This window comes from Paraburkholderia terrae (genome assembly GCF_002902925.1).
Lineage (GTDB): Bacteria > Pseudomonadota > Gammaproteobacteria > Burkholderiales > Burkholderiaceae > Paraburkholderia > Paraburkholderia terrae.
The window spans coordinates 536,361-560,216 of sequence record NZ_CP026114.1 but is presented as its reverse complement, the minus strand read 5'-3'; the positions used below and the strand labels follow the sequence as shown (position 1 = coordinate 560,216).

22 protein-coding genes and 2 pseudogenes are annotated in these 23,856 nt (G+C 61.6%); 16 read left to right on the top strand and 8 right to left on the bottom strand.

All coding sequences use genetic code 11. The features are described from left to right. Nucleotides 1-44: 44 nt before the first annotated feature. A pseudogene (locus C2L65_RS44410) lies at nt 45-1,489 on the top strand (ISKra4 family transposase); the annotation flags it as partial. On the opposite strand, the pseudogene C2L65_RS44405 reads toward C2L65_RS44410, so the two are convergent. Further along, a pseudogene (locus C2L65_RS44405) lies at nt 1,484-1,714 on the bottom strand (acyl-CoA dehydrogenase family protein); the annotation flags it as partial. The pseudogenes C2L65_RS44410 and C2L65_RS44405 sit on opposite strands and share 6 nt — an antisense overlap. Here C2L65_RS44405 and C2L65_RS44400 point away from each other — a divergent pair. Next, a complete protein-coding gene (locus C2L65_RS44400) occupies nt 1,713-2,099 on the top strand; it encodes a hypothetical protein (protein ID WP_042315549.1) in 387 nt (128 codons plus the stop codon). The pseudogene C2L65_RS44405 and the gene C2L65_RS44400 overlap by 2 nt on opposite strands. Nucleotides 2,100-2,231: 132 nt before the next feature. On the opposite strand, the gene C2L65_RS44395 is transcribed toward C2L65_RS44400, so the two are convergent. The 3 genes from C2L65_RS44395 to C2L65_RS44385 form a co-directional block, all read right to left on the bottom strand. Continuing rightward, a complete protein-coding gene (locus C2L65_RS44395; RefSeq protein WP_042315550.1) occupies nt 2,232-3,473 on the bottom strand; it encodes an MFS transporter in 1,242 nt (413 codons plus the stop codon). A 153-nt stretch (nt 3,474-3,626) separates the two neighbouring features. After that, nucleotides 3,627-4,502, bottom strand: coding sequence for a 3,5-dioxohexanoate:acetyl-CoA acetone transferase (kce, locus tag C2L65_RS44390; protein ID WP_233446782.1), 876 nt, complete (start codon nt 4,500-4,502; stop codon nt 3,627-3,629). A gap of 50 nt (nt 4,503-4,552) precedes the next feature. Further along, on the bottom strand, nt 4,553-5,119 hold the full coding sequence (locus C2L65_RS44385; RefSeq protein WP_042315554.1) for a cupin domain-containing protein: 567 nt from the start codon (nt 5,117-5,119) through the stop codon (nt 4,553-4,555). 166 nt (nt 5,120-5,285) lie between these two features. On the opposite strand from C2L65_RS44385, the gene C2L65_RS44380 reads away from it, so the two are divergent. From C2L65_RS44380 to C2L65_RS44365, 4 genes are all read left to right on the top strand, one after another. Continuing rightward, nucleotides 5,286-6,143, top strand: a complete 858-nt coding sequence (locus C2L65_RS44380; protein WP_042315556.1) for an ABC transporter substrate-binding protein — start codon at nt 5,286-5,288, stop codon at nt 6,141-6,143. Next, the gene (locus C2L65_RS44375) at nt 6,140-7,135 is read left to right on the top strand and encodes a fumarylacetoacetate hydrolase family protein (RefSeq protein ID WP_042315558.1); all 996 of its coding nucleotides are present in this window, start codon (nt 6,140-6,142) and stop codon (nt 7,133-7,135) included. The genes C2L65_RS44380 and C2L65_RS44375 overlap by 4 nt, the downstream gene beginning before the upstream one ends. Beyond that, nucleotides 7,128-7,604, top strand: a complete 477-nt coding sequence (locus C2L65_RS44370; RefSeq protein ID WP_042315560.1) for a PaaI family thioesterase — start codon at nt 7,128-7,130, stop codon at nt 7,602-7,604. The genes C2L65_RS44375 and C2L65_RS44370 overlap by 8 nt, the downstream gene beginning before the upstream one ends. Before the next feature lie 282 nt (nt 7,605-7,886). Continuing rightward, the gene (locus C2L65_RS44365; protein ID WP_052427029.1) at nt 7,887-9,017 is read left to right on the top strand and encodes an MFS transporter; all 1,131 of its coding nucleotides are present in this window, start codon (nt 7,887-7,889) and stop codon (nt 9,015-9,017) included. Nucleotides 9,018-9,097: 80 nt separating this feature from the next. Here C2L65_RS44365 and C2L65_RS44360 read toward each other — a convergent pair whose 3' ends face one another. The 3 genes from C2L65_RS44360 to C2L65_RS44350 all read right to left on the bottom strand — a co-directional run bounded on the left by C2L65_RS44360 (nt 9,098) and on the right by C2L65_RS44350 (nt 11,419). Then, a complete protein-coding gene (locus C2L65_RS44360) occupies nt 9,098-9,997 on the bottom strand; it encodes a SphA family protein (protein ID WP_042315562.1) in 900 nt (299 codons plus the stop codon). A 90-nt stretch (nt 9,998-10,087) separates the two neighbouring features. Further along, entirely contained in the window at nt 10,088-10,456 is a 369-nt protein-coding gene (locus tag C2L65_RS44355) for a Rieske (2Fe-2S) protein (protein WP_042315564.1), read from the bottom strand. 12 nt (nt 10,457-10,468) lie between these two features. Then, nucleotides 10,469-11,419, bottom strand: a complete 951-nt coding sequence (locus tag C2L65_RS44350; protein WP_042315566.1) for a VOC family protein — start codon at nt 11,417-11,419, stop codon at nt 10,469-10,471. Between the two features lie 251 nt (nt 11,420-11,670). Here C2L65_RS44350 and C2L65_RS44345 point away from each other — a divergent pair, with 251 nt between their 5' ends. The 6 genes from C2L65_RS44345 (at nt 11,671) to C2L65_RS44320 (ending at nt 18,517) form a co-directional block, all read left to right on the top strand. After that, entirely contained in the window at nt 11,671-12,669 is a 999-nt protein-coding gene (locus C2L65_RS44345) for a fumarylacetoacetate hydrolase family protein (protein WP_042315567.1), read from the top strand. A gap of 37 nt (nt 12,670-12,706) precedes the next feature. After that, nucleotides 12,707-13,840: an FAD-dependent monooxygenase gene (locus C2L65_RS44340; protein WP_042315569.1), complete on the top strand. Its 1,134-nt coding sequence runs from the start codon at nt 12,707-12,709 to the stop codon at nt 13,838-13,840. 243 nt (nt 13,841-14,083) lie between these two features. Further along, the gene (locus tag C2L65_RS44335; protein ID WP_042315570.1) at nt 14,084-15,088 is read left to right on the top strand and encodes an ornithine cyclodeaminase family protein; all 1,005 of its coding nucleotides are present in this window, start codon (nt 14,084-14,086) and stop codon (nt 15,086-15,088) included. 43 nt (nt 15,089-15,131) lie between these two features. Further along, nucleotides 15,132-16,142, top strand: coding sequence for a dihydrodipicolinate synthase family protein (locus C2L65_RS44330; RefSeq protein ID WP_042315572.1), 1,011 nt, complete (start codon nt 15,132-15,134; stop codon nt 16,140-16,142). 11 nt (nt 16,143-16,153) lie between these two features. Beyond that, nucleotides 16,154-17,623 (top strand): NAD-dependent succinate-semialdehyde dehydrogenase, encoded by a 1,470-nt coding sequence (locus C2L65_RS44325; RefSeq protein WP_042315574.1) that lies wholly within the window; start codon nt 16,154-16,156, stop codon nt 17,621-17,623. A 201-nt stretch (nt 17,624-17,824) separates the two neighbouring features. After that, entirely contained in the window at nt 17,825-18,517 is a 693-nt protein-coding gene (locus tag C2L65_RS44320; RefSeq protein WP_042315575.1) for a TetR/AcrR family transcriptional regulator, read from the top strand. A gap of 205 nt (nt 18,518-18,722) precedes the next feature. Here C2L65_RS44320 and C2L65_RS44315 read toward each other — a convergent pair whose 3' ends face one another. Further along, a complete protein-coding gene (locus C2L65_RS44315; RefSeq protein WP_233446781.1) occupies nt 18,723-19,493 on the bottom strand; it encodes a FadR/GntR family transcriptional regulator in 771 nt (256 codons plus the stop codon). 222 nt (nt 19,494-19,715) lie between these two features. On the opposite strand from C2L65_RS44315, the gene C2L65_RS44310 reads away from it, so the two are divergent. From C2L65_RS44310 to C2L65_RS44295, 4 genes are all read left to right on the top strand, one after another. Continuing rightward, nucleotides 19,716-20,684: a dihydrodipicolinate synthase family protein gene (locus C2L65_RS44310; RefSeq protein WP_042315576.1), complete on the top strand. Its 969-nt coding sequence runs from the start codon at nt 19,716-19,718 to the stop codon at nt 20,682-20,684. A gap of 116 nt (nt 20,685-20,800) precedes the next feature. Then, nucleotides 20,801-21,841, top strand: coding sequence for a BMP family ABC transporter substrate-binding protein (locus C2L65_RS44305; protein ID WP_427910223.1), 1,041 nt, complete (start codon nt 20,801-20,803; stop codon nt 21,839-21,841). Between the two features lie 8 nt (nt 21,842-21,849). Beyond that, nucleotides 21,850-22,929 (top strand): ABC transporter permease, encoded by a 1,080-nt coding sequence (locus C2L65_RS44300; RefSeq protein ID WP_103254694.1) that lies wholly within the window; start codon nt 21,850-21,852, stop codon nt 22,927-22,929. Further along, a complete protein-coding gene (locus C2L65_RS44295; protein WP_042315593.1) occupies nt 22,929-23,855 on the top strand; it encodes an ABC transporter permease in 927 nt (308 codons plus the stop codon). The genes C2L65_RS44300 and C2L65_RS44295 overlap by 1 nt, the downstream gene beginning before the upstream one ends. Nucleotide 23,856 lies beyond the last annotated feature (1 nt).

Below are 23,856 nucleotides of genomic sequence, written 5' to 3'. Positions count from 1 at the left end.
GGAAATTGCCTCCCACGGTTTGGTTCACTCTCCCGGAGTTGGAGATGAAAATCACAATTCGCGTCGAGATCACCACCGATTGGGGATGAAACAGATACGTTCGAAATCTGCCAGCTCGAACGTCCCTATCGTCAACTTGAGCCGGAGAAGGTCGGGCTGTCGTTGGCCGAAGGAAAAGATTTGCTGCACAGGCTCCAGAAGGTTGAGGTCGCAGCGCAAGCTGAAGAGGTCTGCATGCTGCGACGCTTCTGTACCCGTTGTCACCGGTTCCTCGAACTCAAGGACCGGCGGATTCGCAAGGTGGATACGGTCTTTGGTACCGTGCCCTTTCGCAGTGCACGGATTGTCTGCTGTCCGTGCGAGACGCCGTTGCAGATGGAGTATCCGTACAGTCCGATGACCGAATTCGTTCCGGAGCGGGCGACCGCGGACCTACTATCGCTTGAGGCCAGGCTTTCGGCACAGATGCCGTATCGGCAGGTCGTTACCATGATGCGCGAGTTCCTGCCTGCGCGGGCGACATTGAACCATGTGACCGTGCGAAACAGGGCGCTACGCGTCGGTGCGCGTATAGAAGCGGTTCAGCCAGTTGCATGTCGCGCCCCGAAGGAAGAGACGGAGTGGACCCTGACCATCGACGGAGGACTCGTTCGAGGGCGACGCAAATCTGAATGTTCCAGCTTTGAGGTTTTAACGGGCCGCTTGAGCGCCAGCGGGCAGACGTCGCGCGTATTCGCGTTCGTGAGAAACAGGTTGCCGGATATCGTGGCCCGGCTCACCACCCTTGTGAAGACCACAACCGGAAGCGATCAACCGAAACTGTCGGTCATCACCGATGATGCCAATGGCCTGCAGTCAATCGCCGGTCGATTGCCGTTTTCTCCTACACCTGTCCTGGACTGGTTCCATATATCAATGAGGGTGAGGTATCTCGAGCAGATCATCAAGGGCATGCGTGCACGAACGGAAACGGAAAAGGCCGCCCGACGTGTGCTGATCTCCCGCGTTGACAAGCTGCGCTGGTGCTTCTGGCATGCCAAACTGGAGAAGGCGAAAGACCGGATGCAGGGCATCCTGCTCCTCTGTCGGGTGATCGTGGCTGAAACGCCGGGCGTTGTAGAAAGTCTGGCGTAGCTCGACTACCGGACTCGAGAGCTTGTTGAATACGTCGAAGCGAATGGCGGCTCAACGATCAACTACGGCGCACGACACCGCCTTGGCAAACCTGTCTCGACCGCCACGGCCGAGTCTGCAGTCAATCAGGTGCTCAATCAGCGCATGTGCAAGCGTCAACAAATGCGCTGGTCTCCGATCGGGGCTCATCTACTTGCCCAGGTCCGATGCACTGTCATCAACGGTGACCTTGTTCAAAGACTTGCGAGATATGAGCCACCAAGGAAACCATTGTCGCGTGAAGCTGCCGAGTTTCTGGAGCAGCTCGGGTTGGCATCGCAGTTACAACCCCAAGGTTTTTAACGCTCCCGAGCTGCGGTAGCGACGCGCCGGCGCCGCCATACTCGACTGGCACTCTGACGGCGCCGAACCCGGCTTCCTTCAGCCAGACGATCTGCTCATAAGGCAGCGCACGTGCGCGCTCGCGTTCGAGCGCACCCTCCGCGATGCGCTTGAAGATCGGCCTGAACGTGGCGGCCAGTTGTTCGTAGTCGGCGCCGGATGAAAGCGGCGATTTTTCCAGTTCGATTTGTGATGTCATGCGCCTGCTCAAAGGTCAAGGTGTGGAGTGCGGCGGAGCGGTCGGGCTCTCGTTCATGGAAGGTAGACAGCACGAGATGTGCCATCGCGCTGACGCTCTGTGGAATCCGATGAATGGCCATGGCGAGGATCCCTTGCTGCTGGGCCTGAAGCAGTGTGCTTATGAGGTGCTTCTGTGGGAGCAGTGGAAGTCTTGCTGGCAACAGGGTGTGACTGTCATTGGTAACGGAAACAATGGATTCAATTTGGGCGTGAGCGTCCTCAATCCATTAGGTATAACTGCTTCCGTACGGGATCTGCAAAAACGTCTGTCTTGTCTTCACCCGGCATGGATTTGGCCCACCGTCACGGTGGGCCTTTTCATTCCCGTTCGGTTAATCAGCTAACCTTTGGATCCTTACGCTTCAGGTCTAGGAGTGGCAGGGATTCGCGAAATAGACGACCGCCGCCAGACCTTAGAAGTTAGAGGTAGGGGCGCACGAGCAAGCCCGGCTATCGACCCGCCGGGCGAAGAAACGTCAGCCGAGCGAGACCCGGTTTGCCTGTGCTGCGTGTACCGATTCTCTGGGTCCCAGCTTTGCAAGTGTCAGGACCAGGATTGCAACAGCCGTTACGGCGCATGCCCCTGCCATCCAGGCGACCGCCTGGATAAGTCCGCCGGCAAATCTGCCTACCGACTCGACGACGAGCGGGCTCAGGAAATTACCGAGGAAGAATGATCCCATATACCCGCCGGTAGCTCGACCGCTTTGCGCGAACGGCACGCGCGCCAGTGTCCATGTCCCTAGAAGCGGAAGCGCCATGCCAGCGCCCGCCGCGGCGAGAAAAGCGCCCGCAACGGTCGCGTTCACGCCCGTGCACGATACGATGATAAAGAACCCCGAGGCGAGCAGTCCGAAGGCGAGGACCAGAAGCCGGTTGATCGGCCATCGCGCGAGCCGGTGAAAAGCAAACGAACCCACGGGTATGCCGGCATTGGCGATGGCACCCCCGAAACCAAGAATCGCCGGTGCCGTGACGCCGCGCGCGCTGAGCAAAAAGCTGATCTGGACCGGCACGACGAAGAACATGACAGACGCGAACAGGATAAACAGGCAGAGGGGGCCGACCTCGCGCCACGGAAAGGGCAACCGCTCAATGGGTGCATGCTCCGCATGCGTTTCCTCCGGTTCCCAGATCATCACCGCGATAAACGGAAGGAACAGGACCGCGCATCCATAGACCAGGAAAGGCGTGCGCCAGCCCTCGGCCAGGCTGCCGAGCCCGCCGCCCACCGCGAACATCAGGGCGGCCACGACGGAGGCCGACGCGTGCTGCATCGTCAGCCATTTCTGTCGCTGCACACCGGAGAAATAATTGGCGACGAGCGCGGTAGCGATCGTAACGATCGCCGCCTCCGCGAGACCGATCACCGCGCGCGACGCGGCGATCGCGTAGAGGTTTTTCAGCCAGAAGGGCAAGACGCCGGCAACCGCGTAAATCGCAACCGCGGCCAGATAAAGGCGCTTGCGTCCGAACGCGTCGACCAGCGATCCGACCAGCGGGCTGAACAGCGCGATCATTAGCGCGGGAATGACCAGCACGATCAGCGTCAGCACGTCCGCATTCGGGACGCCCTCAAAGTCGCGCCGCATCTGCGGAAGGACAGGGGCAATCAGCACTGCACCGGTCGAAGAGAGCCAGCAACTGGCCATCAGGAGCCAGCCATGTCGCGTGCCGGCGACGCGTGCCGGCCGGGCTTCAGGGGAAAGATGAGTCATGTCGTCTCCAACGTTCTTGTATTGGCTGCTCCTGACGCAGGGCGCCAGGAAACGTGTCACTGTCCGCGGACAGAACAACGGACATCGAACGCCGGGTCCGGGATCGCTGCCGGTTTCAAGTCAGCGACCGGGGGCGATCCCTGTCCGGTATTGCTAGAAGGCCACCTGATCGTGACCCTTCAGATCGAGCATCCGTCTCGCTTCGTCCGGCGAGGCGATCTCGATGCCCAATTCGTCGAGAATCCGGCAAATCTTGCGCACCTGGTCAGCGTTGCTTTGAGCAAGCTCGCCGCGGCCGATATACAGGCTGTCTTCGAGGCCGACCCGGACATTGCCGCCCATCAGGCTCGCCATCGTCGCGACAGGCATCTGATGCCTGCCTGCCGCCAGCACGGACCAGTGGTAGTCGTTGCCGAACAGGCGGTCGGCCGTGCGCTTCTGGTGCAGCAGGTCCTCGGCGTGGGCGCCCATCGCGCCGCGCAGGCCGAACACGGTCTGCACGAAAAGCGGCGGCTTCACGAGACCCTTCTCGAGGAAGTGGTGCAGCGTGTATAGGTGGCCCACGTCGTAGCATTCGAATTCGAAGCGCGTGCCGCCGGCCTTTCCGACATGCTCCAGAATCCACTCGATGTCCTCGTAGGTATTGCGGAAGATCAGCCCGCGTGTGCCCTTCAGAAACGGCACCTCCCAGTCATGCCGCCATTCGCGCTCGCGTTCGGCCATCTCCGATAGCACGAGGTTGAGCGAGCCCATGTTGAGCGAGCACATCTCGGGCTTGAGCGCCCGGCCTGCCGCCGTGCGCTCCTCGATGGGCATGTTCGGACCGCCGCCGCCCGTCGAAATGTTGATCACGGCGTTGGTGGACGACCTGATGGCCGTCACGAAGCGTCTGAAGATGTCGGGGTCGCCGGAGGGGCGGCCGTCCTCCGGATTGCGTGCGTGCAGATGGATGATCGAGGCGCCGGCCTCCGCGGCCGCGATGGATTCGGCTGCGATCTGTTCGGGCGTGACCGGCAGAAACCGCGACATGGAGGGTGTATGAGCGCCACCCGTCACTGCGCAGGTAATGATCGCCTTGCTCACAGCGGTTCTCCTTCGACGAGATCGACCAGCACGAACGCCATCCGGCACGGCTTGTCCGAACGGTTCGCCCAGCTGTGATTAGTCGCGCGCTGGATCAGAACGTCTCCGGGGCGCATGAGTGTTTCGCCTTCGTCGAGCAGCGCCCACATTTCCCCTTCGAGCACGATTGCATAGTCGAGCGACTCCGTTTTGTGGAACCAGAAATGCCGTGCGCCGGATTTGTCGCGCACGCCGCTGTCGTCGAGGAATTGCTTGAGTTGCGCTTCGTCGTAGTTTTCGTCGGGCGGAAAGTCGACGATACGCAGCAACGAGCCGCCTTTCGAATGGAAGCCGAACGCGTGACCTGCCGGCGCCGGTTCCTCGCCGGGCGCGCGCGCTTCGCCCGTCGCCCACACCACTTGCGCGAGTGGAAGCCCGGGCCGGTTCGTCCTGTTCGGTGTCGGTCCATCCGACACGAAGCAGGACTTACCTTGGGTATTGGTGCCCGTGACGATCCGCCTGACCGGGCGATACCCGTCCGTGTTCGCCTGCTGCAAGTCCTGATCCTTTACCAGCGTCTCCATGTTTCCTCCATTAACGAGTCGTACCGTATCGTTAAGCAGCCGTGGTTCACTGTCAATAGGGGAATTGAGCAGGGAAGGTTCGACGATTTATGGCCGAATTCGCGCTTGACAAATATGAACGGTCCGTTTTGTAATGGAGGCCAGCAAATTACAACGGCCGGGATTCATGGAGACAGAGAAAATTCGCGTGATGTGGTTTGTGCCGCCGCTGCTTGCCCTCGTCGCAAGTCAGGACCCACAGGCAATCGCGGTTCACGCCGATCGCAACCGTTCGTCGGATGAGCAGTTCGACGCGCTAGTGGCCGGAGGCGTGGATGCGGTGGTGACGTCGATGGACAATGTCATCGGCTGGAACCGCCGCGCAGGACCGCGAGACTTTCGCGTCGTCGCGCAGATCGAGCGAACTACGCCGTTGACGGTGGTCGCACGGCCGCCACTGCGCAATGTGCAGGATCTGCGCGGCGCGAACCTGCTGGTCGATGCGCCGGACAACGGCTTCGTCATTGCGCTGAGGGCCATGCTGTGCGATGCGGGCGTCGCGTCGGATGCAGTGCGCCTGACGCCTGCGGGCGGCGTCAAGGAGCGCTTTGACGCGCTCATGGCGGGACAGGGCGACGCAACCTTGCTAGGGCCGCCATTCGATTCGATGGCGCAAGCGGCGGGGCTTGCTTGCATCGCCAGCGTGCAGGACATGTATGCCGATTTTCCCGGCCAGGGCGTCGTCGTGCGCCAGGGTGCGGCGAACGCAAAGGTCGCCGCGTGGCTGCGAGCCCTGGAACGCGCCCGCCAGCGCGTTAGCGAGAGCGCGGAACTTGCGAGGCAGGCGGTGCTGGCGGCCGGTTTTCCGGGGGGCGTTGCAGAGGCGATGATCGCGCAGAACCCCGGCTCGCTGCGCCCGACGACGGAGGGCGTCGCGCTGCTCATCGCGCACCGCCGCTCGCTCGGCCTGGTGGGTGCGGACAATGACTATTGGACCATCGTCGACGATTCGATGGTCGAGCAATCCATGGGAGGACAGAAGTGAAGCGATATGCGCTCGGAACGTTTTCGGTGAGGGATGGTGCGCGGTTTGCCGGCTTCGTCGTGAATGATCGCGTGACCCCGCTTGCTGAACTGGCAGCGGTTTATGGTGAACGCGATCTGGCAAATGCGCCGGGCGTGCTGGCGCTTCTCGAGACCTGGTCGACGAGCGAGCCCGCGCTCGGCCGTCTCGCCGCGAAGGTCTCGGCAGAAGAGGGCGGATGGTATGCGCTTTCCGATTTGCATACCCACCCGGCTATCGATCTGCCGCGCCAGATTTTTTGCACGGGTGCGAATTACCGCAAGCATGTCGTCGATCTGACCGTGGATGCGAAGATCGGTCCTGACGGACTCGACGAAGCCGGGCTTCGGCGCTGGGCGGAAGCCATGATGGATGAACGGCTTGCGAGCGGCGAGCCCTACGCATTCACGAAGCCGGTCTCCGCTGTCTCCGGAGCCTTCGATCCGCTGGTGCTGCCGGTCACGACAGTGAAGCCGGACTGGGAACTGGAGCTGGCTGTCGTGATTGGACGCGGCGGCTACCAGATTCCGCGCGAGCAGGCGCTGAATCACGTGGCGGGTTACACCATCGTCAACGACATATCGGCGCGCGATCTCATTCCACGCACCGACTACAGGATGCTGGGCACCGACTGGCTGCGCTCGAAGGGGCAGCCGGGCTTTCTGCCGCTCGGGCCGTATCTGGTGCCGAAGGCATTTGTGCCGCAGGCGCATCGTCTGCAGATGCGGCTCACGGTGTCGGGACAGGTCATGCAGGACGAGACGACCGCCGACATGCTGTTCGGCATCGAGCGGCAGATTGAATATATTTCGCGCTATTCGCGCCTTTTGCCCGGCGACGTCATCTGTACCGGTTCGCCCGCCGGCAACGGCACGCACTACAACCGCTTTCTGCGCGACGGGGATGTGATGGAGGCTGAGATCGAAGGACTGGGTCGCCAGCGACAGGTCTGCATCGCACAACAACATGACTGACCTGACCGAGGCGACAGTACGCCGCGACAATCCCGATCGCGCCTTCCTTCACGACCTTCTGGCGGCGCAAATGCGGGACGTCAGGCTCGACATGAATCCTGCGTTGACTTCCCTTCGCGCTACGTTGCTGGCGGGCAGCGCAGGGGCGCTGTCCGTCGGCTTCACGGCGCCGGACTACTCGGTCCAGGGCAATGGCGTGGTATCCGGCGGGACGCTTGCATCGATGCTCGATTTTGCAATGGCATTGGCCTTGCTCTCGCAGCTGCCGCCCGGCCGCACGTGCGCAACCATCAGTCTCGCCGTCAATATGATCGAGCCGGGGTATGTCGGAGAGTTCGTCGCCGATGCCCGCGTCAAACGTCTGGGCGCGCGCGTGTCGTTCGTGGAAGCCAAGCTGCACGATGCAGCAAGGACGCGGTGCGTCGCCACAGCCACAGCCCCGTTTGCGGTATTTGATGTGCGCGGCTGATTTCACACCGCGTTGTCTTCGAGATCCCCGATAGTCCATCGTCGCAAGTACTGAGCGCCAAAGAGCAGCGCCAGGGTAAGTCGCTCATGATTTGGGTGTCAGGAGCGACGACCCGGGAGCGCAACATCGATTTCTGAATCATGAACGGAGCACCCGATAACGCTCGCGAGGGTAGTTGAAATGCGGAAGGACCCTGGCGAGCCCACGAGGTCGAGCTTTGGCAACACCGACGCAGTTTGCCGCAGCACACAATGGCCGCTTTATATCTGTTGCTTTGGCAGCATGGCCTCCATGCGCATGTGCGATTCAATGCTGCCTGCTCTTGCAGGGGAGTTTGCGGTCCCTGCCGACCGCGCCTCGCAGGCCATATCGTTGTTTGCAGTCGCCTACGGAGTTTTTCAGTTGTGCTCCGGGCCGCTCGGCGACCGGTTCGGGAAAATGCGCGTGATCGCCCTCTCGGCGGCTGCCTGTGCGCTTGGCAATATTGGAGTGTGCGTTGCAGGAAGTCTGAATGAACTGCTTGCCGCGCGGCTTTGTTCGGGTGCCGCGGCTGCAGGCATCGTTCCATTGACGATGGCGTGGATCGGCGATCACGGTCCGGACGGCGAGCGGCAGGTAGCGCTGGCGCGTCTGCTCGGTGCGACCGTGCTCGGCATGATTGCGGGGCAGTGGGGCGGCGGAGCACTGGCTTCCGCCTTGGGATGGCGGAGTTCCTTCATGTCGATCGGTGCGGTGTTCGCGCTCGGCTCGCTGATGGTGCGAAGCGTATCGCTGCGCTTTCCGCGAGACACACCGGCGAAGCAGCAGGCGTTCGTACGCCAGACAATCGGGATTCTCGGCGTAAGCTGGGTGCGCCTCGTCTTGCTGGTGACGTTCGTTGAAGGCATGTTTGCCTACAGTGCATTGGCATTCATGCCCACCTACCTCAACACGTCGTTTGCACTGCCTGCGTCCGAAGCGGGATTGATCGCCGCCAGCTACGGAATGGGTGGGTTGATTTTCAGTCTGAGCTCGAAGCGCGTAATACGGCGTTTGATGGATGTGCGCCTGGCGCGAGTGGGTGGGCTGTTGCTCGCAATTGCACTCGTTACACTTGCGGCCTCGCCGTTCTGGTGGCTATCTGTCCCGGCCTGTGCGCTCGCCGGATTTGGCTTTTACGCATTTCACAACGTCTTGCAGAACCATGCCGCGCAGATGGCGCCGCAGGCGAGAGGCACGGCCGTCTCGCTGTTTTCGTGTGTGCTCTTTTTGGGGCAATCGTTCGGAATCGCGTTGGGTGCGTGGTCGATCGGTCACGCTTCAGTGCGCATCCTGTTCGCCGTCTGCGCGCTGGGTTTGCTTGTTCTTGCCGTCGTCTTTGCCCACCTGGTGAAGGCAAGGCACGCGCCGCAAATGCCAGGTGTCCTTGAATGAGCCAGCAGTCGCATATGACAACCCGCTCTGATGGGGGACCGGTGTCGGGCGATGCAGCCGCAACGCCCGATACCATGCCACTAGAATTTGACGTAGGCGTTCAGCCACAGCGTATTGCCATAGGCAGCATTACGCGCATAGATCTGGTGCTGCCAGTGAAGCACAGCGCCCCATTTCTGCGTTGCATAGCCGACCTGCGGCCCCATGGTTAGCTCGTTGGTCCGATGTCCGTCGCCGAAGGCAGGCTGTCCATTGATCTTGTCGTCGTTGAGCTGGGTGTTCACATACCCGCCAACGCCGACCAGCCAGTTCTGGTTGATGTGGTAATTGACACCGTAGTCTGCGGTAAGCTGGACGCCCGACTGATAGTGGGTGGCCGAATTGACGCTGCTGTAGTTCAGGTTGATCTTGGAGCTGAGCTCGAGCTGCTGGAGCGGCATCCAGGTAAACGAATAGGCAAGATAGAGGCTCGTGACGTTATTTCCCGGATTGAACAGCCGATTCTTGTCGTATGAACCCCACGGGGCGACGATATCGACCTCGACAGTCTGGAAATAGTGCGGGGAGGCCCAGCCAACGAGCAGGCCAAACAGTGGGTCGCCAAATCCCCGTCCGCCGCCGGAGAGGCCAAATGACGGCAGGTGCAGGGTGCCGTCGATGTAGGGAACGGCAGTCTGGACGGCGACGTTGCCACCCAGAATGGTTGGTGTTTCAAAGACGTGAACTGCTCGCAGCGCATGGGCCTGCACGCCGCCATTGGCCCCTTGCGGACTACTGTTGCCGCCACCGTCGCGCAGCGACGTCATGTCTTCGAATTTATTGTAGCTGTAGATGTAGGTTCCAGGGCCCCCAAGCAGCCCGCTCATCACGGTCATGATCCCGGACGGGTAGCTGCTCGTGCCGTTTTCAAGCGCAAAAGCAGGGCTCTGGGCCAGACCGGTCACGACGTACACGATGCCGTAAAGTTTGTATCGCTTCATTGCAGTGTCTCCTGTATTTGTAAGTTTGTGATTGGCAGTGCGAAGTTATTGTTCTATGAACATGCTTCTCTTTGCGTGCCGATTATTTCGTCAACGCGGCATCGGGAAGCGCGCGCTGACGTGTCTGCCTTCTTCAACCCTCAAGGTGACAGCCTCGAGATACTGGCCCGCGCAGGGTCCTGATATGCACAGGCCGTCATGAAGCGTGAATTTCGCGCCGTGGCCGTGGCAAACAATGTGATTCGCATCCTGGTCGAGATAGGCATGCTTTCGCCAGGGCAGGGGAGCCCCGGGCCAATGCGGACACGAATTGATATAGCCGCGCAGGAGCTCGCGCCTGCGCACGATAAAGAGGTCGTCGACGCCGCGTCCCTGCAAGTCGAATCCTCGTGCGCCAGTCTGCGAAAGCGCGTGCAACTCGCACAGGCGGATCCACTGAACGGTGCCGGAGTCTGGCATGGCGATTCGCGTTCAGGATTGCTTTCGGGATTGTGCTGTGGGCGGACCTCCCGGCGCCCACGTCTCGCGCCACTGGAAGAGGAATTCCTGTGAGTTCTCGGCGATGGCGGGGGCAACACGGGGAACCCAGGAGTCATCGAGCTGATCCATGTCCGCGTCGTATTCGATATGGCAGCCCATCGGGCTATTGAAATACCAGAACCAGTTCGAACCGAACCGGTGACGCCCCGGTCCCCAGAACGATTCATAGCCCTTCGCCGCGAACGCGTAGCCTGCTCTCAGCACCTCCGACGGACCGCCCATGTGGAACGTGAAGTGGTCGCAACCCTGCATGGCCGGCGGGGTCTTGATGAAGAACAGCGTGTGGTGATCGAGGGTGCCCCGCGGGCGGAGGAACGGGCCCATTCCAGTGAAACGGTCGTTGACCCGGAACCCCAGCCGGTTCACGTAGAACGCCTCGGCCTTGTCCGTGTCGGGCACGAAGTAGACGACGTGCGAAAGCGTCCGGGGAAGCGGCGGCGGTTCGTCGCGATTTGCCGGCGAACCCGTAACGTTCAGGCCGCGGTGCGCATCGCCCGGGGCGTTGACCTGCTCTGCAGGAAGTGTTGGCGTTCGGCGCACGGATACCTGAAATCCGAGGACGAATCCCATGTCGTCGGTCGCTTCGATGGAGCCGTCCGCCAGGAATTTGACATCCCGGTCCTTGCCCAGCTCGTGCGCGATTTCGTCGAGTGCCGCTTTGTCTTCCACTCCATAGATTGTCTTGCGCAGCTGATTGGCCGTCGGCAGCGTCCACTTCGGCAATGCCGGGTCATCCTTGTGGCGAATGACGACGCCCGTCCCGTCGAGGGCTTTGAATGCGCCATCGCCTTGTGGTGTTAGCCCATAGTCGGCGAGAAACGTCGCGCAGCTTGCGACGTCGTCGACGCCGAAAACGAGTGTGTCAGGTCCAAGGATTCTCACTTTAAGCGTCCTGTTGAAAGAGGGAATGTGATCTCGGTTAATACGATACGGTTCGGATCATAATATTCCGCTTGCCTCGGATAACGCAAGAGGCGTTCGGGTTTCCGAGCGAGATTTCAACATGAGGAAAAACCCTCGCTTACGATACGTGCCGTATCGTATATATAATGAACCGGTCGCTAACGAGGGTGCGTGTGGTTGGACCGGGGAGGCCGGTATCGCCGCCGCATCACAGAAACTGGAGCCGAACAATGAAGCTGGGTCGCATCGCTGTGAACGGTCCGGATGGGGATGTCGCCCGTCTGGTGCTGGTATTGCCTGAAGAGGGGCGCGTCATCGATCTGAAGCGCGCGTCCGTGCTGGCGCTGGAGAAGCAGGGAGCGACGGGAGAGTCGGCGCGCCGGTTATCGGAGGCGCTCTTTCCCGGCAGCATGTCGGCGGCGATTGGTCTGGGCGAGCGGTTTCTCGACGCGGCTCGCCGCGCGGAGAGCGAGCGCCCCGATGAGGCGTCCGTGCCGATTGGAGAAGTGAAGTGGCTCCCGGCAACCGATCCGTCCGTTGTCCGCGACGGGTTGACGTTCATCGGACACATCAAGGGCTTTCACGAGAAGATCGGGCACAAGCCGCATGAGAGCCTGCTGAAGGTGCCGGGCTATTTCAAGGGCACACCCCACACGGTGATCGGCCATGATGCGGAAGTGCCGTGGCCGGGTTACATCGGGCATATGGATTACGAGCTCGAACTCGGATACATCATCGGTCGGCGCGGCGGTAATCTGAAACCGGAAGAGGCGCGTCCCTATCTCTTCGGTATCACGGTGTTCAACGACTTCAGTGCCCGCGATCGCCAGTCGATCGAAATGCCGATCCAGATGGGGCCGACCAAATGCAAGGACTTTGCGTATGGGGTGGGTCCGTGGATCACGACGATCGACGAATTCGCCGATCTCGACGCAATTTCAATGGAAGTGCGCGTGAACGGCGAGACGTGGGGCAAAGGCACAAGTGCGAACAAGCTCTGGAGCGTCGACGAACTGATCGCATGGGCGAGCCTTGGCGAAGTGCTGGAGCCCGGCGATGTGATCGGCTCGGGCACGATGGGCGGGGGCTCCGCGCTCGAACTCGATCGCAGGCTTCAGCCCGGCGATGTGGTGGAACTCGAAGTGGGCGGGGTCGGCATCCTCCGCAACCGGATGGGCCAGCCGCAGTCCGGATTGTGGTGGCCCGAGGAGCGCGCTCCGTTCATGTGAGTTGATGCGGCTAGAACAATTTCAAGGAGACACAGTCATGGCTTCGCAGCACAAGGTGCTTGTCGTCGGCGGAGGGATCGGTGGCATGACGCTCGCCCACGGACTCGCGCATGCCGGTATGGACGTGAGGGTCGTGGAGAGCGGTCACCGGACGGATCAGCAGGGAACCGGCATTTCCCTGCTTGGCAACGCGTTGCGCGCACTGGATCGCGTGGGGCTCGCCGATTGTTGCATGGCGGCGGGATCCGGATGGGACACGGTCAGTGTGCGCAACGATGCAGGCGAGATCGTGAACGAGCGGCGTCCACCGCGTACCTTCAGGCCGGACGCCCCCGGCGCGATAGGCATCATGCGGCCGAAGCTGGCTGAGGTGCTCGAAGGGCATGCGCTCGCGAGCGGTGCCCGGATCGACTATCGCACAACCGTCGAAGATCTCGAGCAGGACAGCAGCGGTGTTTCATATCGACTGTCGACGGGCGAAACCGGGCGCTGCGACCTGCTGGTCGCCGCCGATGGAACGTATTCAAAGACGCGTTCCAGGGTATTCGGTAGTGAGTATCAGCCGACCTACGCGGGACAAGGTGCGTGGCGTTTTACCGTTGAGCGCCCTCCGGAGTTTGACGGCCTGGTGCTGTACAAGCACAGGGACGGCCGCGCGGTGGGCGGCCTTCCGTTATCGGACAAGCTTTGCTACTACTTTTTTCTCGAGAATGCCAAGGTCCATGCGCATATGCCGCAAGACAGGCTGGGCGAGATGTTCAGGGAGCGTCTCGAAGGGTTCTCCGCTCCGGATCTTCTGGCGGTAATCGCGCGTTGCGATGGCACACGCTACATCAGTTACCGCCCGTTCGATATTCTGTTCATGCCGCAGCCGTGGCATCGGGGGCGAGTCGTATTGGTGGGGGATGCCGCGCACTCTGTCACGCCGCAGTTGACGTCGGGCGGCGGCATGGCGATTGAAGACGCGGTCGTGCTCACCGAAGAACTGAGCCAGCGGGCGAGTATCGACGATGCACTTGTCGCATATGGGCAGCGTCGCTACGAGCGTGTGAAGCGCGTGTTCGACATTTCACTGGCCATCTGCCAGACAGAGCAGGATCCACACGCCGACGGGCGGCATGCCGTCGAGCTTCTGTTCGAGGGATATGGCGTGCTCGCCCAGCCCTTCTGAACGCAGCGGGCGCTGCACCCATTCACATTCCGGCGTCCGGCGCGAGGCAGTCACTTTTCGGCCTCGCACTTATGTGGCAAAGACCGGGTGCCGCAGGCATGCGCTGTCGGACATGCTCCGTGTGTGGATTGCGACCGAGGTGACCTGCCAACCCTGATCCACGGCCGTGCATCGGATACGAAGAAACGCATTCACGCCTCCTGCCGGCGGCCAGCCCCTTCAAATCGCTCTCTACTCTTGCCCATGACCACCACCTCGTTTGCTCCCGTGTTCGTCTCCAGCGAGGCCGCCAAGGCCGTCTTTGACTGGACGGATGCCATACGCGCGCTGCAGTCGGCCTATGCCCGTCCGATTCCGCCTAAGTCCACCCCGCCGCGAACCGTGGCCGTCGCCGGCAAGACCTGGTTGCGCACGCTGCCGGCCGTGCCGGTGGGCGGCCGCTACTATGGCGCCAAGATCATGGGAATGGCGATGGGCTCCGCCGTGCCTGGCGTCGAATACGTGATCGTGCTGTTCGACCGAGAAACCAGCCGCATCGCCGCGTTTGTCGACGGCAACCTTGTCACCGGCTTCCGGACGGCAGCCACCTCGGCAGCCGCGCTCGACCGCCTGGCGCCCGCGAAAGCGGCACGTCTGGCCGTACTGGGTAGCGGCCTTGAAGCTTCGATGCATACGCGGGCCATCGCCAGCGTGCGGGATCTGACTGAGGTCATCGTTTTCAGCCCGACGCGCGAGCGCCGGGCCGCGTTCGCGGACGTCGTAACGCGCGACCTGGGCGTTCCCGCCCGTGATGTTGCATCGGCACAGGAAGCGGTGGAAGCGGCCGATCTCGTGCTTGCGGCAGCCCGCTCCCGCGACGAACAGCCGATCCTCTTCGGCGACTGGCTCAAGCCCGGCGCGACCGTCGTGTCAATCGGTTCGACGATTCCTGAGCAACGTGAGATCGACGTCTCGGTCGTCGACCGAAGCGACATCATCGTGTGCGACATGCTGGAGGAAGTGTTGGAGGAGACGGGCGACATGCTCGCTGCTCACAAAGCGGGCGTCGTATTTCACGACAAGTCATTCAGTCTGGCCGATCTGATGACGGGTGCGCTCGAAGAGCGACTGAAGGACGCGAGGACACGGATGTACAAATCGGTTGGCGGAGGCCTGCAGGACATCGTGGTCGCCGGCCTCATACTCGACAAGGCAATCGAGGCGGGACTAGCCACGACGCTGCCGATCGAATTCGAAACCAAGCGCTAATGGGCGCGGCATTGAACCCCGACACAGACCAAAGGAGCATGGCATGGCCCGTTACACAAAAAAGGAAGCCCGCGAATGGGCGCGTGAGCATCTCGTTGGCGTCGCCAACGTGACCATTCCGACGATGACGTCGGACTTCAGGCGTATCAACGAAAAGGCAGTGCGCCACGATGTTGAGCTAGCCATCCAGCACGGCTTCGTCGGCTCCCTCTCATGTTCGGAAGTGGCCATCACGCAGGAGCAGTATGGCGAGTTCTGCGGCATCGTGGCCGACCAGGCGGCAGGCCGCCTCGTGATCGTGCATCACGCCGTCTTCAATACGCTCGAAGACAACATCGAGGCGGTAAGGCTGGCGGAAGCGGGCGGCGCCGACCTCGTGCTGCTCAGCTATCCGCCGTATTTCTATCCCAAGTCCTATGACGAGGTGTTCGAATACACGAAGGCAATCTGCGACGCGACGAATCTAGGCGTGATCGTCTTCCCGTTGCCGGCATGGGGCTTCTCCCGACTGCATCCGGCCGACATTCCGCTGCCGGTGCTGCGCCGGATGGTTGACGAGATTCCCAATGTCGTCGCGATCAAGGCCGAGGGCGGCCTGCCATACATCATGTCCGCAATCGAGGTGCACCGCGAATTCCACAAGGAAGTCGTTATTTCTTCGCCGCTCGAATACGAATACGTGCCGCTCGCGCAGGTTATGGACATCCCGTTTTGCGGCACCAACTATTCGGCCTACTACGGCCCGCTACTGCCGCAGATTCACAAGCTGATCCGAGCGGGCGAATACGATCAGGCGACCCAGTTCTGGTACAAGATGGATCCCGCGCGCAAGGCCTTCGCGAGCCTGCCGATTGCGGCCAACGGACTGCTCAACCGCATGCTCTGGAAGTACCAGGGCTGGCTGCAAGGCTACAACGGCGGCCCCATACCGCATCCGACCCAACGCGTGTACCTGCGTGACATGACCGTCCTGCGCAAGGGCCTGGAAGCCGCGGGCCTCAATCCGACCAGCGACCCCGACGAGGCCTTCTTTGTCGGCCGCAACCCCGTGTGAGGCGAACCGATATGAGTGAACTTATCACGCTCCCGCTGACAGATCCGGGCCTGCTCCGTCAGGCGATGCTGATTGATGGCGAATGGGTGCAGGCTGATAGCGGCCAGACTCTGGAAGTGCGCAATCCTGCCACGGGCGAATTGGTGGCGCGGGTACCCAACGGCGGCGCAGACGAGACCCGGCGCGCGATCGCCGCGGCCGAACGGGCAATGCAGGGCTGGCGCAAGACTTTGCCGAAAGAACGCGCCAAGGTGTTGCGCACGCTGTATGACCTGATGCTGGCGAACATCGATGACCTCGCTGTGATCATGACGGCAGAGCAGGGCAAGCCACTGGTCGAATCGCGTGGCGAAATCCTGTACGCGGCGGGCTTCATCGAGTGGTTTTCGGAGGAAGCGAAACGGGTCTATGGCGACATCATCCCGCAGAACGCCGACGGCCGTCGCATCCTCGTGCAGAAGGGGCCGATCGGGGTGTTTGCGGCCATCACGCCGTGGAATTTTCCCTCTGCCATGATCACCCGCAAGGCCGGCCCGGGCTGGGCCGTCGGTTGTGCCGGTGTCATCAAGCCGGCGAGCCAGACGCCGCTGTCTGCCTTGGCGCTGGCCGTGCTTGTAGAGCGCGCCGGTTTGCCGCCGGGCGTCTGCAACGTCGTCACCGGTTCGGCTCGCACGATTGGTGGCGAGCTCACATCGAGCACCGTGGTGCGCAAGCTGTCGTTTACTGGTTCGACCGAGGTCGGAGCGCAACTGCTGGCGCAATGCGCACCCACCATCAAGAAGACCAGCATGGAACTGGGAGGCAATGCACCACTCATCGTATTCGACGACGCCGACCTGGACGCTGCCGTAAAGGGTGCGCTTGCCGCGAAGTACCGCAACGCCGGGCAGGCTTGCGTCGCGGCCAATCGCATACTGGTGCAGTCGGGCGTCTACGACGCGTTCGCTCGGAAACTGGCCGACGCATCCGCCGCGCTGAAGGTTGGCAACGGTATGGAGGCGGGCGTGGTACAGGGACCGCTTATCAATGAAGACGCCGTCCAGAAAATGGAAGAGCATATCTCCGATGCGCTTTCCAAAGGTGCTCGTGTGCTTACGGGTGGCAAGCGGCACTCACTGGGCGGCTTCTTCTTCGAGCCCACTGTGCTCGCCGACGTTCCCGCCGATGCCCAGATCTTCCACGAGGAGACGTTCGGTCCCATTGCACCGTTGTTCCGGTTCGAGACGGAAGAAGAAGCGGTCTCTCTCGCAAACGATACGCCTTTCGGTCTGGCTTCCTATGTGTTCGCGCGTGATGTGGGCCGAATCTTCCGTGTTGTCGATCAACTGGAGTTCGGCATGGTTGGTGTCAATGAGGGGTTGATCTCGACAGAGGTAGCACCGTTCGGCGGGGTCAAAACCTCAGGTCTGGGTCGCGAAGGCTCGAAATATGGTGCCGACGACTACCTTGAAATCAAGTACGTAGCGCTCGGCGGGCTTTGAGGGCTTCGCATAGCGCAGACGTTGTCATTCCGGCGGGAACGCCGTGCGTTGGCATTCTCTGAATTCGGCAAGCAATTAAGATACGATGTGTCTTATAATTCCGTGCTGCGCGTGTCGCACTCGCCGCAACGCGTTCGCCCGGTTGTCCAGGGTGGCGCGACACATCAACGCGATACTGCCAGCCGACTCTCCGTTACGCCAATGAAGACAAACGCTCAGCTTCCCGTTACAGCACCATCCGCGGCACGAGGCGTCGGCCGGCCACGCAGCGAGGAAACGCGCACGCAGATTCTTGCTGCGACGGTTCGCCTGCTTGAGACCCGCACGATTCAGTCGATCTCCATCGAAGCGATCGCCAAGGAGGCAGGGGTAGGGAAGGCGACGATCTACCGCTGGTGGGATTCGAAAGCCCTCGTCGTGATCGATGCGTTCATCGAACACCACCTCGTCAAGACGCCGATGCCGCACGATTTGCCGCCCGGCGACGCTATCGCGGCGCATCTGATTTCGCTGATTCACGAATATGCCGGATGGTCCGGCAGGATCGTCGCACAAATCATCGCTGAGGGGCAGGCCGATCCCGCCGTGTTGCGCGAATTTCGCGAGCGGTTTCACTATGGACGTCGGGCGCTTGTCCGTGAAATGCTTGAGGAGTGGCGAGGTGCGGCGAAAATACGCGTGCCGCCGAACATCGAGACGCTAAGCGAACTCCTGTACGCGCCGGTCTACATGCGTCTGCTGGTTGGAAATGGCCCACTCGACGACCATTTCGCGCGGGAACACATCAGTTACGTCTATACGCTGCTGGGCGTCGACATGCCGGATATGGCGCAACTGGGCGAGCGGATGAAGCGGAAAGTGTCCACGAAAAAGACGACGGGTGCTGCACGCTGAGGCATTAGCCGACTGTGCTGCCCGTACAGCCTGGAGCTCAGCTTCCTTCGCACGCCGGTTTCGGCCCACGTTGGCAGCACCCCGCAACGCTATCTTCGGGATAGGGCAGCCTGCGTCTCGGAAAAGCGCCTCAGAGTTGGCTACGTTCGATGTCGTCTGAAAAGTCTGCTGGACTTCCCGTTGCATTGAGTGCGCTGTAGCCTGGCTACGAATCAGCGCTGTTTCGCCTCGGCGGCATTCTCGACGGGGTACCGGCCATCTCAGAGTCGAGAAAGAGACGGCCGTCCAAGCGGCCATTCAGCCGGGCGACGAAGCCCGCCGCTTCATCCATATGTTCGCGCATCAGCTCGCGGACTCTTTGCGCGTCCCGCGTTCTGATCGCCGCCAGTATTTCGGAGTGGCAATGGACATTGGCAGCGCCGAACTTCTCATGCTCGTCGATAGGTGTGTCGGAGCTGAAAACGACCAGTCGTCGAAGCAGCTCGTTGATCATCTGGCAGATGAAGCGGAGAAATGGGTCGGGGTTGGCCATGGCGAGAATGTCGTGGAAGTCCAGATCCGCCTGCCGCTGCCGCACGAGACTGGCTGTTTCCTTCGCTGCCGGCGCACAGGCCTCGATGTTCGCTTCGAGGGCATCCAGCTGCTCGTCCGTGATGAACGGCACGGCGCCCGCCGCGAGCTCCGGCTCGAGCAAGCGGCGCGCGTTGTAAATGTCCTTCATGCTGATGTCCTTGAAGAACAAGTAGTTCTGCACCAGCTGCAGCGTCCTGTCCAGCGGGACTTCACGAATGGTCGCTCCGCCTCCTGGCCCTGGGCTGACAGTGATCAGCCCTTGCACTTCCAATGACTTGAGCGCTTCCCGCGTGGTGCTCTTGCTCACTAAAAACAGTTCCTGCAGGTCCCGCTCGTTAGGCAGCTTGTCGCCGGGCTTCAAATTGCGCTGTGTGATCAGCCGCTTGATGTCCTCGGTGACCATGTCGGCCCGCTTCACCTGCTGCTTCAATTGAACCGTCGGGTATACCCGTGTCGTGCGCGCTTCCAATTGGCCTACTCCATTGATTTTTATGGGTAAAAAGGGGATATCCGGATAATCCCGCTGTCTCTTGACTCCCGGAATTTGAGTATATACGATCCAGTTCATCCTATTTATCATGATAGTTATGATGATCATGACCATAGCTTGTGACTGGAGAAACGCGTGAATTCATTCCTTCCGGGCGCCGCGCCGACCCCGCTGTGGGCCGCGATCCATACGCCCTTTCAGTCATCGCTCGAGCTTGATGAAGCCGGCTTGCGTCACAACGCTCGGCGCTACGTCGAGCTCGGATTGCGTGGCGTTTTCTGCAATGGCCTGATGGGGGAGGTCTGGGCGCTAAGCCTCGAGGAGCGCAAGCGGATCGTCGAGATTCTCTGCAATGAAGGATGCGATCGATTGGGGGTGGCGGTCGTTATTACGGCTGCGTCGGTGAACGAGACGGTGGATCTCGGCCGGCATGCAAAGGCGTCGGGAGTGGATCACGCGGTATTGATGGTTCCCACCTCGGGACCGCGTTCCGATGAACAGCAGCTCGCGTACTTCAGGCTGATCTGCGAGCGCCTGGATATGCCGATCGTGCTTTTCAATGCGGCGACGGCGGCGGGCACGGCCCTTTCCCCCGCGTCATTCGCCAAGGTATGCGAAATACCGCAGGTCACGATGCTGAAGTCGACCGCTTACCGTGAGAACTTGCAGCTCCGGGCGGCAGCGCGGAACGGCGTCGTGGTCTCCGACCCGCTCGAAGAGCACTACCTCCGCAATCGTCTGGACCACGGGCAACGCATCCTCTACGCCGACCCCGAGCCCTATCTCTATCAAGTGCCTGGCTACCGTCCGATCGCCGACTACGTCGCGAAGCTGGACGCAGGACTCGACGCTGGCGAGGTCATGCACGAGCATGAAGCGCTGTCGCCGTTGCGAAGCGTCTTCAACAAATGGGTCATGGACCCGCTCATCTCCGGCCACATGCCGAACGCCGCGCTCAAGCACTGGTGTGAATTGATCGGCCTCGCCGGCGGACCTGTCCGCGCGCCTGTCCAGCCCCTCTCTGGCGCCCAGGCGCGCGAGCTGGAACGCGATCTCGTTCGCTGCCATGCCCCCGGACTGAACACCTCAGTTCTTTCCAGCTGAATTGTGCCCTCTTACGTTTGCATCGTTTGTTCACGGAGACAGCCATGACCGCATTTGACCGACGCACATTTCTCAAGCTGCTCGCCGCATCGGGCGCTGCCGCATCGTCCACGCTAATGAGCGACCTCGCGACGGCGGCTGCCGGACCCCTTACGGTCGGGATTCTGTATTCCGGCTCCAGGCAGGACTACGGATATAACCAGTCGCACGCATTGGCTGCCGCAGAGCTGAAAAAAATCTCCGGGATCAAGGTCGTGGAGGAGGAGCGCGTTCCGGAGACGATCGCTGCACAGCGCACCATGGAAGGGATGATCGTCCAGGACGGCGCCAGGCTGATCATTGCGACGTCGTTCGGCTACTTCAAGCCTCATGTGCTCGAGATGGCCAGGAAATACCCGGACGTCACGTTTGCGCACACGGGCGGTGTCTGGGCGCCAGGCATGCCGGACAACGCGGGCACCTTCTACGGATACATCTTCGCCGCCCAATATCTCGCGGGCGTTACGGCGGGCCACATGACGAAGTCGAAGAAGCTCGGCGTCGTGGCAGCCAAGCCGACGCCGAATCTGATTCGCAGCATTGACGCATTTGCCCTGGGCGCCCGGTCGGTCGATCCGGGCATCAAGGTTCGCGTGATCTTCACCGGCGATTGGGTGCTTCCCGTGCGGGAAGCCGAATCCGCGAATTCGCTGGCCGACCAGGGCGTCGATGTCATCGCATGCAACGTCGACAGTCCCAAGGTCGTGGTCGAGACCGCGGAGAAGCGCGGCGTGATGTCCATCGGGTATCACTCGAGCCAGGCCGACGTCGCGCCCAAGGGCTTCCTGACCGGCGCGGAGTGGAACTGGATCGTGCCATACATGGAATACGTGAAAGGCGTTCAGGCGGGACAGAAGCCGGTTCACTATCTCCGCGGCGGCCTTGCCGAGAAGTTCGTCCGCAATACCGCGTTCGGCAGCGCGGTGCCGCAAAAGGTTCGTGACGCCGTGGCCAGCGTGCATGCCGAACTGGTATCCGGCAGCCGCGTGATCTACTCCGGGCCTTTGTCGGACAACAAAGGCAATGTCGTGATTCCGGCCGGCACGGTCTATCGCGACAGTGATCGCGCGCTCGACGCGATCCACTATCTCGTCGACGGCGTGATCGGCGAAGTCTAGGAGCTAGGATGAATCAGACCGTTATGGTGAAATCCGCCGCGACGATCGCGCGGCCCGGGCGCATGCATGCTGGCATTGCCTTTCCCGCCATTGCCGTACTCGTGGCGTCCGCGTTGTTCTCGCTCTTCGTCGCGTCGAGCGGAACCAATCCTGTCGACGTCTTCCAGCTGATTTTTGCAGGCGGCTTCGGCAGTGCGTTCGCCTGGCAGGACACGCTCGTTCGCGCATCGCCTCTGATCCTGGTTGGCCTCGCGGTTGGGTTGCCGGCGCAGGCCGGGATGGTGATGATTGGCGGAGAAGGGGCGCTCGTGCTCGGCGGGCTGGCCGGTGCCGTCGTGACGCTGCCGTTCGCCGGCGCATCGCCGTGGATGATGCAAGCGGTCATGCTCGGAGCGGGTATCGCGACCGGCGCATTGTGGTTCGGCATTGCCGGCTTCCTCAGGCAGTACCGGGGCCTCAACGAAACCATCTCGAGCCTGCTGCTTTCGTACATTGGCATTGCGATCTTCCATCACCTTACAGAAGGTGCGCTCCGCGATCCGGCGAGCCTGGACAAACCGTCGACGCACCCGATCGACCCGAGCTACATGTTGCCGGCCATCCCGGGCCTGAACGTGCATGCCGGATTGCTCGTGAGCGTCGCGCTTGCCGTTCTCGCGTATTTCGTCCTGAAGCATACGTTCGTCGGCTTTGCGCTTCGCGTGGTGGGCGGAAGCCCCAAGGTCGCCAGGATGATCGGGCTATCGGTGAATTGCTGGGTCGTCGGCATTGCTGCGATCGCCGGTGGCATGGCGGGTCTCGCGGGTGCGATCGAGGTGGCTGCCGTGCAAGGCACCGCGAATTCATCGTTGATCGTGGGATACGGCAACAGTGGCATTCTGGTCGCCTTTCTCGCCCGGCAAAACCCGCTCGCCATCGTGCCGGTCGCCTGCCTCATCGGTGGCCTACAGGCGAGCGGAAGCTTGCTGCAGCGCCGGCTCGACCTTCCCGACGCCACGATTCTCGTGTTTCAGGGCTTGATCTTCGTATGCGTACTGGTGGCCGACGCACTTTCGCAAACCTATGCGCAACCAGACCGGAGGGGATGATGAGCGTGACTTCAATCGGTTGGGTGGCGCTACCGCTGGCCATCCTGGGCGGGGCGATCCGCGTGTCGACGCCCTTCATTTTCGTCAGCCTCGGCGAATGCATCACCGAGAAATCCGGCCGTATCAATCTCGGGCTGGAGGGCAACCTCGTTCTGGGGGCGATGGCCGGCTATGCCGTCTCCTATCTGAGCGGATCGCCGTGGCTCGGCGTCTTTGCCGCGGGACTCGCCGGCATGTTCCTGGGCGCCTTGCACGGCCTGCTGTGCAGCGTGAAGCGGGTGAACGATACCGCGATCGGCATCAGTCTCATGGTACTGGGCACCGGCCTCGCGTTCTACCTCGGCAAGCCGTATATCGAGCCGAAAGCGCCTTCGCTGCCGTCGATCGATCTCGGCTTCTGGTCGCACGTTCCGCAACTGCGCGCGGCCCTCGACGTCAACGTGCTGTTTCTGGTCGGGATCGCATTGGCGTTCGCCATCTACGTGTTTCTGAACCGTACGGGATGGGGGCTGATGCTGCGCACCATCGGTGACAGCGAAGACGCGGCGAAAGCGCTAGGATTTCCGGTGCTTCGCACGCGAACCCTCGCCACGGTGACGGGCGGCTTTCTTGCCGGGATCGGCGGCAGCTTTCTTTCGCTGTCCTATCCCGGGAGCTGGAGCGAAGGCCTGTCAAGCGGGCAGGGCATCATGGCCGTCGCTCTCGTCATCTTCGCGCGCTGGCGCTCGCTGCGCGCCCTGGGCGCCTCGCTTCTGTTCGGGGGCGCCGGCGCAATCGGCCCCGCGCTGCAGGGCATGGGCATCACCGGCTACTACTATCTGTTCAATGCGGCGCCTTACGTGTTGACGCTGGCGATCATGATCGCATCCACTTCGCGCGCAGCGCCATCTGCGGATGCGCCCGGCGAGCTCAACCTCCATCGTTAAA

What these genes read in the sequence shown, in the direction of transcription:
- C2L65_RS44400 (WP_042315549.1), top strand. Translation starts at nt 1,713, where the DNA reads ATGCGCCTGCTCAAAGGTCAAGGTGTGGAGTGCGGCGGAGCGGTCGGG.
- C2L65_RS44395 (WP_042315550.1), bottom strand. Translation starts at nt 3,473, where the DNA reads ATGACTCATCTTTCCCCTGAAGCCCGGCCGGCACGCGTCGCCGGCACG.
- kce (WP_233446782.1), bottom strand. Translation starts at nt 4,502, where the DNA reads ATGTCGCGGTTTCTGCCGGTCACGCCCGAACAGATCGCAGCCGAATCC.
- C2L65_RS44385 (WP_042315554.1), bottom strand. Translation starts at nt 5,119, where the DNA reads ATGGAGACGCTGGTAAAGGATCAGGACTTGCAGCAGGCGAACACGGAC.
- C2L65_RS44380 (WP_042315556.1), top strand. Translation starts at nt 5,286, where the DNA reads ATGGAGACAGAGAAAATTCGCGTGATGTGGTTTGTGCCGCCGCTGCTT.
- C2L65_RS44370 (WP_042315560.1), top strand. Translation starts at nt 7,128, where the DNA reads ATGACTGACCTGACCGAGGCGACAGTACGCCGCGACAATCCCGATCGC.
- C2L65_RS44365 (WP_052427029.1), top strand. Translation starts at nt 7,887, where the DNA reads ATGGCCTCCATGCGCATGTGCGATTCAATGCTGCCTGCTCTTGCAGGG.
- C2L65_RS44360 (WP_042315562.1), bottom strand. Translation starts at nt 9,997, where the DNA reads ATGAAGCGATACAAACTTTACGGCATCGTGTACGTCGTGACCGGTCTG.
- C2L65_RS44355 (WP_042315564.1), bottom strand. Translation starts at nt 10,456, where the DNA reads ATGCCAGACTCCGGCACCGTTCAGTGGATCCGCCTGTGCGAGTTGCAC.
- C2L65_RS44345 (WP_042315567.1), top strand. Translation starts at nt 11,671, where the DNA reads ATGAAGCTGGGTCGCATCGCTGTGAACGGTCCGGATGGGGATGTCGCC.
- C2L65_RS44340 (WP_042315569.1), top strand. Translation starts at nt 12,707, where the DNA reads ATGGCTTCGCAGCACAAGGTGCTTGTCGTCGGCGGAGGGATCGGTGGC.
- C2L65_RS44335 (WP_042315570.1), top strand. Translation starts at nt 14,084, where the DNA reads ATGACCACCACCTCGTTTGCTCCCGTGTTCGTCTCCAGCGAGGCCGCC.
- C2L65_RS44330 (WP_042315572.1), top strand. Translation starts at nt 15,132, where the DNA reads ATGGCCCGTTACACAAAAAAGGAAGCCCGCGAATGGGCGCGTGAGCAT.
- C2L65_RS44325 (WP_042315574.1), top strand. Translation starts at nt 16,154, where the DNA reads ATGAGTGAACTTATCACGCTCCCGCTGACAGATCCGGGCCTGCTCCGT.
- C2L65_RS44320 (WP_042315575.1), top strand. Translation starts at nt 17,825, where the DNA reads ATGAAGACAAACGCTCAGCTTCCCGTTACAGCACCATCCGCGGCACGA.
- C2L65_RS44315 (WP_233446781.1), bottom strand. Translation starts at nt 19,493, where the DNA reads ATGGTCACCGAGGACATCAAGCGGCTGATCACACAGCGCAATTTGAAG.
- C2L65_RS44305 (WP_427910223.1), top strand. Translation starts at nt 20,801, where the DNA reads ATGAGCGACCTCGCGACGGCGGCTGCCGGACCCCTTACGGTCGGGATT.
- C2L65_RS44300 (WP_103254694.1), top strand. Translation starts at nt 21,850, where the DNA reads ATGAATCAGACCGTTATGGTGAAATCCGCCGCGACGATCGCGCGGCCC.
- C2L65_RS44295 (WP_042315593.1), top strand. Translation starts at nt 22,929, where the DNA reads ATGAGCGTGACTTCAATCGGTTGGGTGGCGCTACCGCTGGCCATCCTG.